Genomic DNA, 13931 nt, shown 5'->3' with positions numbered 1-13931 from the left:
CTAAGCGGAGAAAGATACCAAGAAGCTGGGATGCCAGGTGTGAGCTTCGTTAACGCCCGGTGGGAGATTCCGGGATGGTGGCAGGACCGGTGTTTCCGCTGAGCACGGTGCGCGTCTTCGGATCGAATCGGAAAAGCCCGGCGATCAGTCCCACCGCGATCACCGCCGCCAGGACCCGCATCAGCCAGACGATATGCCACTGTTCGATGGATAGCTGGTCGACGAATACCACCAGCAGGATCAAGCTGGACAGGTAGATCATGAGCTTCTCCGAAGACCACGAGACTCGGTGCGAGATCGCGAAAAGGGCGATCATCCACAAGATGTACCAGGGCTGGATGATCGGGGCGAGCAAAACCACCGCGGACAGCGCCCAGGCGGCCAGGCGGACGGGCCGAGAAATATCCTTCGCCAAGGCGAGCCGGGCGACGATCAGCAGGGAGAAGGCCTGAAAGAGTGTCACCACGATCGACTGAGTCAGCGCTACCGGTCCACCGAGGAGCCCTACGAGATTGCCGAAGGACCAGCCGATCAGTCCCACCGGGGCGTAGGGGAATGCCGCGTCGCCGGCGGTGAACATCGCCGGAAGCCAGCCGAACCAGAGGTTGGTCACCGCGCCGATCACCGAAAGCCAGGCGAGGCAATAGCAGGAAACCTTCAGCCAGACGACGCAGCGCGCACGCAGCCGGTGGTTCTGACCGAGCAGGATCAACCCGATGAAGGGCAGGACCAGCAGCACGATTGGTTTGACGGAAACCGCGATGGCCAGCGCAAAGGTCGACGCGATGGCGCGGCGGTCATAGGCCAGGGCGAAGGCGCTGAACACTCCGGCGATCATCAACGCATCGTTGTGCGCGCCACCGATCATGGTCAGCAAAAACAGTGGGTTGCCCACGATGGCCCAGTTGGACCAGTTCGGGTTCTGCCCCATTTTTTGGGCGAGTTTCGCGGTGAAATGGAAACAGCCAATGACCCCGAGCAGCGCGACGACGCGCAGCAAACCCACACCGATCTCCGGCACGCCGTTGGAGACGAAGTAGATGATGCGCGATAAGACCAGGAAAAAGGGCCCATATGGCGAGGGCGACTGAGCCCAGAGCCCATCGGATCCGCCATCGAACCAGCCAGGAAGTGCAGAAATACCCTCATGGTAGGGCGATTTGTCCGCGTGCAGCATCCGCCCTTGGGCCAAATATGAATAGACATCACGGCTGAGGATGGGAAAGCTGAACATCAGCGGCGCGGACCACATGGCGATCAACTTGCCCAACTGCTTTGGGTGGATCGTATCTGCGGTTTCGACTAGCGGCCGAGCCAAGATCCAAGATCGAGTCAGCCACGCCAGCCCCAGCGCCATCAGGATAATGCAGCTAATCACGCCCCAAACTTCGGTGCGGAATTCGATAAAGAAGCCGCTGCGTGCCAGCGGGGAGAGCTGGCTGCGGGGAAACCAGCCGATCCCCCACGAAGCCACGGTGATCAACGCCGAGGCGGCGAATCCCTGCCACCCCAGGGTTCTCAGCGGCGTGGCATGCCGCTCATAATTTCGCACTTGCACGCTCACTAGGCTTTCTTTTTCTTTTTCAGCCAGTTGGTGGAGCTAAGCAATTCGGGGCAGATCGTTTTAGTCTTCGGATCAAGGAAGACCAGGTACAAGGCGCAGATAATCGAAATGCTCCAAGAGATCAGCTGAACTCGGGGCACCAGGCTCTCTTGCAGGAACTGCCAGACGAAAATCTGGTCCGCGGCCTGATAAGCCAAGAAGAAGATCGTGGTCAGATGCAGCCAGAGCATCTGCCAGTCGTCACGCAGTCCCGTGACGGCGAAGAACGGCAGCAACCACAGCAGATACCACGGTTGGATCACCGGGGATAGCACGACGATCCCCGCATAGGCGATGCCCATGCGCTGGACCAGATGCGAGTATTTGCCACGGAACATCAGCATGATGGCCAGACCCACGGCGAGCAGCTGGCCACCGGTCTTCACCACCGGAAGCACCCAGCCCGATTCCAGGCCGAAGGAATTGAAGATGCCAGAAAGTCCGACGGTGAGCATGCCCAGTGGCGCGATGATGGACACACCGACGCCCTTGTAGTTCAGCAGCACGTCGAGCCAGCCGAACCAATAGCCGTTCATCCAACCAACGAGCGTCATGAGCGCCAGGAAAATCGATCCGGAGTAGGCCCAGTACAAAATACGCCGGGGCCAGCTGGCCATCGGCCCGGCCCAGAGCAAGCCGATAAATGGCAGCAGCACCAGGGTGATTGGCTTGACGCCGATGGAGGCGGCGAGCACCACGATGGCCCAGAATCCGTGGCGCTTGCAGGCGAGGTAGACGGCCCAGACCGACAGTCCGGTCATCAGCGCATCGTTGTGCGCGCTGGCCACAAAGTTCACCAGGAACAACGGATTGGCCACCGTCATCCAGGCTGCCTTGGCACCCGAGACGGAATGCAATTCGGCCAGTTTGGGAACGTAGCGCAGGCAGAGCAGTACGCCGATGAGCGCAATCCCGCGGAAGGCGAGAACTGCCGCATCGGTGGATCCACCCACGATGTTGACCACGATGTATTCAATGGTCAGAAAGAGCGGGCCGTAGGGAGTGCCGTCCTGTGCCCACATCGTGTCGGCTCCCAGCTGGAACCAATTGTTCAAGCTGGAGATGCCGTCGACGTAGGGGTCCTGCCCCGCGTCGACGAGTCTGCCTTGGCCAATATATGCGAAGACGTCGCGACTCATAATCGGCAACGCGATGAGCATCGGAATGCTCCACAGCCAGACCGCGCGGCGCACGATCTTCAGCGAACCCGCGTCCCAGCCCTTGAGCTTCTGCCCCAACCGCCACCAGGCTCGAAACAGCAGCCAGCAACCGAGCGCCAGCAAGATCACGCTGATGGTCACACCGGTGGCTTCGGTGCGGACCATGATGAAGAACGGATCACGGTTAAGCGGTGAAACGCTGGCAAGCCAGCCCGTTCCGAAGGACCCGAAGAGGATCATGGACGAACCGACGATGCCGCTGAGCAACGTCTTATTGACACCAGGGTACGGCTGGGATTCCAGCACTTCTGGTTTGCTAGCGGACACCATGACACCTCGTGCTGGATCGGACAAAAAGTTCGTTTAAAAAAATCGACGCCAAGTCCGGGAAATCATTGGAGAGCCCATAATTCAACGTCCGGAAATCTCAGATGATTTTAGCATTGAGCAAGACCGGGGTTCAGGTGTGACACCAGCATCCACCAAGCTTTCGCCCCGTGCGCTCCCCCACACCGCGCACAACGGGTAGATTGGTCACGTGTCTAGTAACTCAGAAAAAATTGTATGGATCGACTGCGAGATGACCGGCTTGGACCTGGCCAACGATGCGTTGATCGAAGTAGCTGTGCTGATCACCGATTCGGAACTGAATATCGCCGATGAGGGCATCCAGGTGGTGATCAAGCCAGCGGATGCCGCCCTGGCCCAGATGGATGACTTCGTGCGCAATATGCATCAGGTCTCCGGACTCCTGGAAGAGCTCGATGGCGGAATGCAGATGGATCAAGCCCAACGCCTGGTCATGGACTACATCCGTAAGCATGTTCCAGAACCCAACAAGGCTTTATTGGGCGGTAACTCGGTCGGGACCGATAAGAACTTCTTGGCACGCGATATGCCAGAAATTATCGAGCACCTGCATTACCGAATCATTGATGTATCCACCTTGAAGGAACTGAGCAGGCGTTGGTACACCAAGGCTCATTACGCAGCTCCGGCCAAAACCGGCAACCATCGCGCACTGGGTGACATTCAGGACTCGATCGATGAACTGCGCTATTACCGGGCTGCGATCATGGTCCCCGCACCGGGGCCGAGCACCGATCAAGCGCGCAAGATCGCTTCACAACTCTCCCCGGCAGCCGAAAAGTAACGACTAGTCAGGGCCCTAAAAAGCGGGTGATGCACAACACAGCACAATAGGGCCCTTTCGAGTTGGCACTCACCCCCCGGGTGCGTGTATAGTATTTCTCGTTGCCAGATACGAAGTCGGGACGCAAAAGCGAACTGACTAGTAACGAAGCAATTATGGTGGGTATAGCTCAGTTGGTAGAGCGTCTGGTTGTGGTCCAGAAGGTCGCGGGTTCAAGCCCCGTTACTCACCCCAGATTATCGGTCTGATCCAAAACGAAAGTTACGGATCAGGCCGATTTTTCGTAATCGCTGGACTCCCCCGCTCAAACTATCCTCCGATTGTAATTTTCGGACCGGATGCGTGTATAGTATTTCTCGTTGCTTGAAATCAGTTCGAGCGTCTCTGACGTTCCGACTAGTAGCTAAGTAAACATGGTGGGTATAGCTCAGTTGGTAGAGCGTCTGGTTGTGGTCCAGAAGGTCGCGGGTTCAAGCCCCGTTACTCACCCCTGATTATCGGTCTGATCCAAAACGAAAGTTACGGATCAGGCCGATTTTGTTTTTCTTTTTAAACTGCTGCACGCCGCTCGCGGCACCGCTTGCAAATTTCCCCATAATTCCACACGCAAAGTTTAATATCCACTGGAATTAGCCCTGGTCCACTGCAATAGTAAATTGATGCGAGCAACGCATGCGTAGAGTATTCCAGTCAAGCGCCTGCTGTACAGCGCGATCTCTACCTGTATTAGGAACTTCGCTACTTGACCGGCCACGGAGCGAAGTACACACTGGTGCCTATGGCTGGTCTCCGCAGCGCACTACCGACGGTGCTTCCCTCGCTCCAAAGCAGTTTTCGGGAAGCCCGCTCGGCAACAGCGCAAGGAGCCGCGATATTTGTGGTTGGCCAGCAGGGAACCGGGCGTACGACGCTTGCCCGTCAAATCCTCTTGGGTACCGAGGAGAAGTTGTATTGGCTCACCGCGGCGAAGGCTCTTGAGCTTGTTCCTTTCGCACTGCTAACAACTCTCTGCGCGCAGCTGCCGTTGAAGAACGCCGGTTCTACACCGGGTGAAATGATCTCTTCGCTGGTTCAATACACCACGAATGAAAAACTGTGCATTCTTCTGGATCAAGCCGAATTCGCCGATGAACAAAGCGCAGCGGTACTGGCCCATCTGTCGGTGACCCGAAGCATCCAATTGGTCATGGCAACCACTGCCGTCCATGAACTGCCACAGCCGCTGCGGGGCCTCCGCTCCGATTCTCATTCAAAGCGCATCGGGCTCTCCGCACTGACCTTCGAAGACACCGAAGCCATTCTCAAGCATGTGCTCGGCGGCCAGGTCAATTCCGCCACCGTTGAGATGCTGCTAGAGTTTTCCGGCGGCAACGCGCTGCATCTGCGCGAGCTCACCCTTGATGCGCGAACTGCGCGAGCGCTGACGCTGAAGGGCTGCTACTGGACCCTCGACCGGCAATGGAATCCCCAAGGTTCGCGAATTACCGACCTCATTTCGTCGCGACTCAAAGACCAGCCAGAAGAAATCCGCGAGGCCGTAGAACTGCTGTCGGTCACCGGAAGGCTGCCTTATCCGCTGGCACAGCGTTTATTCGGCGACTTGCTATCGAACCTATTGGACTCCCGGCTGGCCAAACTCATTGTGCTTTCCCTGGATGAGGCTACCGGCGAGCGCGACCTAGCGGTTGAGCTGAGTGCGGGGCTATCCGCGCAAAGCGTCTTGAGCACCTTGTCCCCAACGAAGCTTCGCGGTTATCTGCAGCGCGCCGACAGCGCTTTTCCCCGCGAGGTGTTGACTTCGCAAGCGCGCGCACGATTCACCACTCACCGCGTGCAGCTGGGGATCGAGGTTCCGGCGTCCGAGTTGTTCGAAGACGTTGTGGGGTCGGCCGATGCGCGCCGTTTCGCGCAGGTGGTCGCATTGACGGATTCCGTGAGGCACGAATCCTTCACGGACAAGCGGATGCTGGAGAAGCTCTTGGTGCTTCGGGCAGATGCCCTGTATGAACTAGCGAAGTCAGAGGCCGCCCTAGCGGTACTCAAGCCCCTGCTCCGGACCGGCAGTGCCGAGGTACGAGGCGTGGCAGCCAGGATTGCTTTTTCCGGTCTGGCGCGTCCTGACCTAGCTCTGGAAATCATTGAATCGGGACCGCAGGATCCGGTCGAGAGCCGCGCGTTCGGATTGATCCTCCGCGCCCGGGCGCAGCAAATTGTGGACTCCTCCAAGCTTCGTGAATATGCGCGTGATGAGAGGATCTCGCCCGAACTGCGCACCGCTTGCCTAGCTCATGCGATTATCGAAGATTGCTATGCCGGCAGACCGGTTGACGCGCTCGAAGAAGTTTTGGACGTGGTCGCGGACGGCTTCTGGAAAAGCGCCACCCCGGCGGTGCAGTCGGAGATAGTTTTTGCACTACCGGCATTGATGTCGGCCTTGGGCGGCGGCGGTGAGGCGCTGGCTTCAATATTGGGCGACATTGATTTCACGACTCTGGCCTTGAACCCGTCAAATTATTTGACCGGCATCGGCATTGAGTTCTTGGAACAGGGACTGGCCGTTGAGGCCCTTGGGTCTTTTGAGCAGGCGCTCGCCCTCATTTCGGTGTCCGATCCCTATCTGGTTGCCGGGTTTACCTCCTCATTCGCGGCGGCGGCCGCGGTAATGATTGGAGATATCCCCAGGGCTCGTCTCCACTACGATATGGCTCGTTCGGCCCCCGACGTGGCTGGGCAGATCATGCGCCCGCTGGCCCAACGCTACCTACTGCCGGTGATCCTTGAGCTCGAAGGCCGGCAGGCCGCGCTGGAGCATCTGCAGCGGTGCTTGGCCCATGCGGACAAGTTCGGCCGCAAGCTGCTGAGGATGCGCTTGCTTCATGACGCATGGCGACTGGAGCTTTCCGAGGACGAGGCACAGCTCCAAGCTGCCGCTGAGCAGGTCCAGGGACCCCTGGCACGGGCAATTGCCGGATACGCGGGGGTTCTGGACTCGCTGAGCGAGGAGGGCATTGAGCGGCTTTGCGAAGTGCATGCCTCAGCCGGCCGCCCGCTCTATGCGGCGGAATTTGCTCATCGCGCCTCTTCGCGGGCGCGGAATCTTGGTCGGCGAGCGCTCGCCACGCGGTTGCTCGGGCTCTGCGTGGAACTGGCTGCCCCGCTGGCAGCAGTCAACACTCCCTCGCTGGGGCGCGGGCGTATCGTCCGCTCCCTGTTAACCGAACGCGAATACGCAGTCTGCGTGATGGCCGCGCGTGGTAGCAGCAATCAAGAAATCGCCGAGGAGCTATTCCTCTCCCCGCGTACGGTGGAAGGCCACCTACAGCGGTCCTACGCTAAATTAGGCATCACCGATCGTCGCCAGCTGCTTCCGGTCAGTGATTCGGGGGCGGTCTTTGATGAAATCCTCGATGAGGACTTCAAAACGATACCTGTATCCGGGCCAAAGACTACCTAGTGTCCGGTTTGCACTGCTCAACATGGGTTTGCCGCCCTAGACTAGTGCGCGTGGGGATCGAATTATGCATGAGGAGTCTTGGGGGATTCAAAATTCGATTCATTGGGGACAAAGCTTTTAGACACTCGCATCAGCAAGAGCGCCTAACAAGCTCTGCGGGAGGCTAGCGCCATGGGGGCGCTAGCCTTTCCCGCTTAACTGCGTTCATTCACACTACTCTGGTCGAACCAAAAGCATTCGAACGTACATTCGAACCGATATTCGAAACACCGGTTCATCTTCCGGCGCTTCACGGTCACACCTGTATCCGTACAGCTAAGCATCGCCATATCGCGCTGAGGCGCATATCACCTGCGCCCGGTGCGCTACCTGGATTTCACCTTGCGGAGGCATGCCCAGGTACCACCGTGGTGCCGCAACTACGGATATTGACTAGTAAATCAGCGGAAATCCCGCGGAACCGCCCTAAGGCACGAGGGCAGCAGCGCCCGGCGGGCTCCCCGCCAAGGCCACGGGTGAGAAGTTTTGCTGAACCTACGCAGTGGCACAACGCCAATCAGCCGTGAAACTATTGGACAAGCACCCTAAGCACTTTCGAAAGGAACCGATCACGTGCCCATTCGGCAGATCACCGTTTATGGAGAACCCGTACTGCATCAGCGCGCCGCTGAAGTCACCGAGTTTAATGACGAGCTTCGTCAACTCGTTGCCGACATGCATGCCACCATGGACGCGGCGCACGGGGTTGGCCTGGCAGCGCCACAGATCGGCGTTGGCCTGCGCATCTTCACCTACATCTATGCCGATCAGAACAGCGCGCCGGAACGCGGCGTACTGATCAACCCCGTACTGACCCTCTCAAAGGTGTCCCAGGCGAACCCGGATCCGGACGAAGAAGCCGAAGGCTGCCTTTCCGTACCGGGATTGAACTTCCCGCTCAAGCGCGCCGATTACGCCAAGGTTGAAGGCGTGGATGAATTCGGCAAGCCGGTCTCCTTCGAAGCCGATGGCTGGTTCGCCCGCATCATGCAGCACGAATTCGATCATCTTGACGGATTCCTGTACGTGGACAAGCTCGTGCCACGCTGGGATAAGCGCTGGCTGAAGGCGAAGAAGGCGCTGGGCTGGGGCGTTCCGGGCGCTACCTGGCTACCTGGGACCGACGAAGACCCTTTCGGACACTAATCCTTCGCCGGTTGCCGGATGGTCCTGAACTCTAGATACCGCTGATGCAGCGCCGCACCGATGGGATCGGCCGGCGCTGCTTTGGCGTTCCAGACCTCTTTTGCTCGCCCTTGTTCGAGCCAGAACGGCAAGAACATTCCGTTCTTTCCGGGAGCGATCTGCCGCTGCATCGCTTCGTCAGCAATCGGTCTCCTGTTGGCATAGGACAGGTAGTACTCATCGAATCCACCCAGCAGCCGCAGTGGAAGGCCGAGGAGGCTTGGTGCTTCCAGGCTTTGCTCGGCACGGGAGCCGGTCACTACCCAGTAAGCATCTCCATGCTCGTCGACGCCTACCTGCACAAGGCTCGTGCCGAGCTCGCTTGCCGTGCGTTTCATGGTGGTGAGCGTTTGGCCCGTATACCAAGCGGCGTCGCGCAGGGTCGCCGGACCGTGGGAGCCCAGGTAGCGTAGCAATAGCTCATGCAGCGGATTCTCCGGCTCTTGATGCTCGGTAACCCAGCGCTCTAGCAGCACAAAATCCTGGGCGGCCAGCTTTGCATCGGCCGGAATCGGGCCTAGGCAGATCAGCCCGTGTTGCACCAGCACCATCAGCAAGTGGATCCCGCGCTGCCCGGCGGTGGGCATACCGTGCGAATTCAATTCGGCGAACAGGGCGTCACGGCTGGCGCGACCGTGATCTGCCAGATAGCTGGCAACGACCCCGGCGGCCTGCTCAATGGCGTTGGCATCAATTAGCAATTCGCGCAGCCGTGGCGCGTTCGCGCGCAGCGTGCGTTCCTTGGTGCTTTCCATAAGCCACTTGAGGTCTTGCGGCAAGCAGATGTGCAGGGTGCCGCGCATGGTCCAGGAACGTACCAGCTTGCCGGAGTTGAACAGTTCGTCCACCTGCGCCCTGGTCACGCCGATCCCCGCGCGCTGAGCCAGCGCGTAGCGACCGGCAGTGAAATCCTGGGACTGGACAGCCAGCATATGCCCAGCGGCGCTTAGAATCGATTCTGCCGGCTCCAGCAGCAGCTGGCTGGCCATCCTTGCGGGCAATAATAGCTCTGGTCGCATGGTCGCAGTCCCCCCGGTCTTGGTGCGTTGAGCGTAGCAGAACTCAATCTGAGTCCTTCGCCCCTAAACCGAAAAACAGCATTAGAACATAGTTTCGAATGAGCCGATTGATGTTATTTCTCCGCAGGCGCCTGCACGAAAAACGCCTCACCCTGCGGCTGGCATGCGGACACCGCCTCGCGCTCGGCCGAATCCAACTTGCGGTACCCGCCGCTGAACAGCACGTCGTTGCCCACCAAATATTGTTCGTCGGCGAGCGCCAGGCCCGGCCAGCCATCGGTGAGCACCTGGGTTGCTTCCGGGAACACCAGCAGTGCCGGTGCACCGTCATCGCCATCGAGCGCAAAGCATCCGCCCGGACCGACCAGCAACTCCCCCTCTCCTTCGCCGGCCGGCGCTCCCTGCGCATCCGCGCTCTGCCCATCAACCACCGCACGGGGGGTGCCGGAGGTCAGGCTCAGGGAACTGGCCCCTTCGCTAGAGCTGCACGCGCACAAGGTGATTTGCGCGGCGGCCAGCAGTGCGCCGGCACGTAAGAAGTTAGATCGACCACCGGTCCGGATTCTTGAATGCATGCACCGAACAATAGCAACTCAACTTCGGCAGCCGCATTAAAGGGCGAAGCCCCGATCCTTACCGAAGGATCGGGGCTTCGCCCTGCGCGCTGGAGGCTTAGGCGTTAGCTGCCTGTGCCTGCACTGCTGGAACTGCTACCGGGTGGGTGCCTGCGATTGATTCAATCACGCGGACAACCTGGCAGGAGTAGCCGAATTCGTTGTCGTACCAAACGTAGACGATGGCGTTCTTGTCCGAAACGATGGTGGCCAAACCATCAACGATGCCCGCGCGGCGTGAGCCGACGAAGTCCGAGGAAACGACCTCAGGGGAATCGATGTAGTCGATCTGGCGGTGCAGGCTGGAGGTCAGCGAGGCTTCACGCAGGTAAGCGTTCAGCTCCTCCTTGGTGGTCCCGTTCTCCAGGTTCAGGTTCAGGATCGCCATGGACACATCTGGGGTCGGTACGCGGATGGCGTTGCCGGTCAGCTTGCCTTCCAGCTCCGGGAGGGCCTTGGCCACTGCCTTGGCGGCGCCGGTCTCGGTGATGACCATGTTCAGGGCCGCCGAACGGCCGCGGCGCTCGCCCTTGTGGAAGTTGTCGATCAGGTTCTGGTCGTTGGTGAACGAGTGAACGGTTTCGACGTGCCCGTGGATGACGCCGAACTTGTCGTTCAGGGCCTTCAGCACCGGGGTGATGGCGTTGGTGGTGCACGAGGCGGCGGTGACGATCTTGTCCTCGGCGGTGATCCAGGAATCGTTGATGCCGTGCACGATGTTCTTCAAATCGCCCTTGCCCGGTGCGGTGAGCAGGACCCGGGCGACGCCCTTGGCCTGCAGGTGCTGGGACAGGCCAGCCTCGTCGCGCCAGCGACCGGTGTTGTCCACCACGATGGCATTGTTGATGCCGTACTCGGTGTAGTCAACGGTGGTTGGGTCGTTCGAGTAGATGACCTTGATCAGCGTTCCGTTGGCCTGGATGGTGCTATTGGCTTCGTCAACGGTGATCGAACCGTCGAAACGGCCGTGCACAGAGTCGCGGCGCAGCAGCGAGGCGCGCTTGATGATGTCATCATCCGAGCCCTTGCGCACCACGATGGCCCGCAGGCGCAGGCCGTAGCCGCCGCGCTCGATGAGAATGCGGGCCAGCAGGCGGCCGATGCGCCCGAAGCCGTAGAGGACTACGTCCTGTGGCTCAACGTCCGAAGCGCCGGCCTGGCCGACCTTGTCGCCGAGTTCTGCGGTCAAGAATGCGTTCAGGTCCTGCGAACCAGATTCGATGAACTTCTTGTTCAGGCGCCCCAAGTCAACGGAAACCGAACCGAGGTTCAAGGTCTCAATTGCTTCAAGGAGGGGCATGGTGGTCGTCAAGGCCAGTTCCTTGCCATCGATCCGGCGCACGACGCGGTGGGCCTTGATGATGTCAATTGCGGACTGGTTGATCAACTTGCGCCCGTAGATGGAGGTCACCACATTGTTCTTGCGGTAAAGACGTCCGATCAGCGGAATCATGGCCTCGGCGAGCTCTTCGCGCCCGCTCCATTCTTCCTGGGCAACGACAGACTGCTGGGTCACAGAAAATCCTTCCAATTCAGCCGACTTACAGATCCATAAAGTCGGTTGGCACCGTGAGAAGCACCATTGCTTTTGCGGTGGCGCGGGGTAACAGGATCATCCCCGCAAGTACGTATCCATTCTAGACGGTGCGCCCCGGTTGCGGGGCTGGACGCCTGTGAATCATCTCACCCGAGGTGAGCGGATGGTGAATGGGATGACCGATACGCCGGGTTCTGTCCGCTTGCGCGGTGACGATCATCTATCTACGACTGCCGTTGCCGACAGCCTCTAGCGGTCCACCCGACTGCATGGGGCGAACAGCCCTCATAACGCAGTCTGTCTGACCTTGCTCCGAGTGGGGTTTACCAAGCCGTCCCGGTCACCCGGGACGCTGGTGGTCTCTTACACCACCGTTTCACCCTTACCAGGAAGCCTGGCGGTCTATTTTCTGTGGCACTAGCCTGCGGGTTGCCCCGAGTGGGCGTTACCCACCACCCTGTTCTGTGGAGCCCGGACGTTCCTCGGGCCGTTTGCACGGCACGCGATCGCCTAGTCATCCCATTCGTTAACCATTCTAGCCCCGCTAATTTGCGCGCGCCGACATCGGCTATGAGCCGCTGGCCACAGTGATGGCCGGATAGTGGTACCCCTCCAGCAGCCGCAGCCAGATTTCGCTCACGGTCGGGTAGGCCGGGACCGCATGCCATAACCGGTTCATGCTCACCTCACCGACGATCGCGATCGTTGCCGCATGCAGCAGCTCGGAGACATCCTGCCCCACAAAGGTCGCACCGATGACCACCTGGCGCGTCTGCTCGACGACCAGATTCGCCCGCCCCGCGGTAGCGTCCGCGTGCAGGCTGGCTCCCGCCACGGCGCCCAGAACCAGCTCGACCACCCGGATATCCAGCCCCTTGCCGCGCGCCTCGTGTTCGGTCAGCCCGACGGCCGCAACCTCCGGGTCGCTGAAAACCACGCGCGGCACCGCCGCATGATCGGCCGTCGCGGCATGCTTCGCCCAGGGTTCGCCCGAAACCGGTGCGCCCTCCAGCCGCGCGGCGATCGCCTCCGCCGCGGCCCGCCCCTGATATTTCCCTTGATGGGTCAGCAGCGAACGCGAATTTACGTCGCCCACGGCGTACAGCCAATCGGTGCCGGCCACGCGCATCGTGTCATCGACGCTCAACGCACCGTGCGGGTCCAGGCCCAGCGCTTCCAAGCCCAGCCCGTTCGTGTTCGGCCGCCTGCCGGTTGATACCAGCAGCTCCTCGGCCCGAAGCTGGGTGCCGTCCTCCAGGTGGACGCTCACGATTCCTTGCCCGTCTCGCGCCACGCGCACCGGCGTGTCGCCGAAGCGCACCTGCACGCCTTCGACGCTCAGGGCCGCCGAGACCAGCTCACCGGCGAAGGGCTCTTCGCGGCTCAATAAGGCCCCGCGGGAGAGCATCGTGACCTCGGAGCCGAGGCTGGAGAAGGCGAAGGCAAGCTCGGTGCCCGCCACGCCTCCGCCGATGACGATCAAACGCGGCGGCACCTGCGCCGTTGCCGTCGCTTCCCGGGTGCCCCACGGATTGGCTTCGGCCAACCCGGGTATAGCGGGCAGCACCGGGACGGATCCGGTGGCCAGGGCGACGGCACAAGCCGAGAACTGCCGGTCCCCGACCTGCACGAGGCCGGGGGCGGCCAGAGAACCATGGCCGCGGATCAGCTCGATCCCCGCCGAAGCCAGCCAGTCGACCTGACCCGCGTCGCTCCAATTGCTGGTGAAAGAATCGCGTCGGGCGAGGACCGCTTCGGCATCGAGGCCGCCGGTGATCGCCTCGCGGGCCCCGGGCAGCCGGCGTGCCGCACGCAGCGCGTGTCCGCTGCGCAGCAGGGCCTTGGACGGCATGCACGCCCAATAGGAGCATTCTCCGCCGACCAGTTCGGCTTCGACGATGGCCACGCGCAATCCGCGTTTGGTTGCGTAGTCGGCGACGTTCTCGCCGGCCGGTCCGGCGCCGAGCACGATCAAGTCATAGTCCCGCTCGGCGCTAGCAGGCATTGCGGTTTCCGGAGATTCGGACATGCTCTTTCCTCACTGTGGTGGCTGCTTGCAGGCTTGTGGTCCCAGCGTAGCCAGCGGTGCCCGTTTGGTACATGCCCCGGATTCGCCCGGCGCCGGCGCCGCTGAAAGAAACGGAGGTTGATCTCCGATAAGCTGGAA

9 protein-coding genes, 2 tRNA genes and 1 other RNA gene are annotated in these 13931 nt (G+C 60.5%); 5 read left to right on the top strand and 7 right to left on the bottom strand.

Features of this window, described 5'->3' with window-relative positions; translation table 11 throughout:
• Positions 1-49: 49 nt before the first annotated feature.
• Complete coding sequence (gene mptB / locus ACT3UQ_RS07550; RefSeq protein WP_096288789.1) at positions 50-1564, bottom strand: polyprenol phosphomannose-dependent alpha 1,6 mannosyltransferase MptB; 1515 nt, start codon at positions 1562-1564, stop codon at positions 50-52.
• Positions 1564-3093 (bottom strand): polyprenol phosphomannose-dependent alpha 1,6 mannosyltransferase MptB, encoded by a 1530-nt coding sequence (mptB, locus tag ACT3UQ_RS07545; protein ID WP_255248528.1) that lies wholly within the window; start codon positions 3091-3093, stop codon positions 1564-1566. The genes mptB (ACT3UQ_RS07550) and mptB (ACT3UQ_RS07545) overlap by 1 nt, the downstream gene beginning before the upstream one ends.
• Positions 3094-3301: 208 nt before the next feature.
• Here mptB (ACT3UQ_RS07545) and orn point away from each other — a divergent pair, with 208 nt between their 5' ends.
• The 5 genes from orn to def all read left to right on the top strand — a co-directional run bounded on the left by orn (position 3302) and on the right by def (position 8555).
• Positions 3302-3916 (top strand): oligoribonuclease, encoded by a 615-nt coding sequence (orn, locus tag ACT3UQ_RS07540; protein WP_096288791.1) that lies wholly within the window; start codon positions 3302-3304, stop codon positions 3914-3916.
• A gap of 158 nt (positions 3917-4074) precedes the next feature.
• Positions 4075-4150: transfer RNA gene (locus tag ACT3UQ_RS07535), tRNA-His, on the top strand.
• A 182-nt stretch (positions 4151-4332) separates the two neighbouring features.
• A tRNA-His gene (locus tag ACT3UQ_RS07530) sits at positions 4333-4405 on the top strand.
• 289 nt (positions 4406-4694) lie between these two features.
• A complete protein-coding gene (locus ACT3UQ_RS07525; RefSeq protein ID WP_444636856.1) occupies positions 4695-7370 on the top strand; it encodes a response regulator transcription factor in 2676 nt (891 codons plus the stop codon).
• A 612-nt stretch (positions 7371-7982) separates the two neighbouring features.
• The gene (def, locus tag ACT3UQ_RS07520; protein ID WP_444636855.1) at positions 7983-8555 is read left to right on the top strand and encodes a peptide deformylase; all 573 of its coding nucleotides are present in this window, start codon (positions 7983-7985) and stop codon (positions 8553-8555) included.
• Here the strand turns inward: def and ACT3UQ_RS07515 are convergent.
• The 5 genes from ACT3UQ_RS07515 to ACT3UQ_RS07495 form a co-directional block, all read right to left on the bottom strand.
• Positions 8552-9613, bottom strand: coding sequence for a winged helix DNA-binding domain-containing protein (locus ACT3UQ_RS07515; RefSeq protein WP_444636854.1), 1062 nt, complete (start codon positions 9611-9613; stop codon positions 8552-8554). The two genes, def and ACT3UQ_RS07515, sit on opposite strands and share 4 nt — an antisense overlap.
• Positions 9614-9726: 113 nt before the next feature.
• Positions 9727-10188: a hypothetical protein gene (locus ACT3UQ_RS07510; protein ID WP_096288799.1), complete on the bottom strand. Its 462-nt coding sequence runs from the start codon at positions 10186-10188 to the stop codon at positions 9727-9729.
• A gap of 97 nt (positions 10189-10285) precedes the next feature.
• Entirely contained in the window at positions 10286-11743 is a 1458-nt protein-coding gene (locus tag ACT3UQ_RS07505; RefSeq protein ID WP_096288801.1) for a glyceraldehyde-3-phosphate dehydrogenase, read from the bottom strand.
• A gap of 188 nt (positions 11744-11931) precedes the next feature.
• Positions 11932-12286, bottom strand: an RNA gene (gene rnpB, locus ACT3UQ_RS07500) — RNase P RNA component class A.
• Between the two features lie 46 nt (positions 12287-12332).
• Positions 12333-13793: a dihydrolipoyl dehydrogenase family protein gene (locus ACT3UQ_RS07495; RefSeq protein WP_444636853.1), complete on the bottom strand. Its 1461-nt coding sequence runs from the start codon at positions 13791-13793 to the stop codon at positions 12333-12335.
• Positions 13794-13931 lie beyond the last annotated feature (138 nt).

It is taken from the genome of Glutamicibacter sp. AOP12-B1-11 (assembly GCF_052379245.1).
In the GTDB taxonomy this organism is placed as follows: domain Bacteria; phylum Actinomycetota; class Actinomycetes; order Actinomycetales; family Micrococcaceae; genus Glutamicibacter.
Note: the sequence above shows the minus strand (reverse complement) of the source record. Positions and strands in the feature narration are given on the sequence as shown.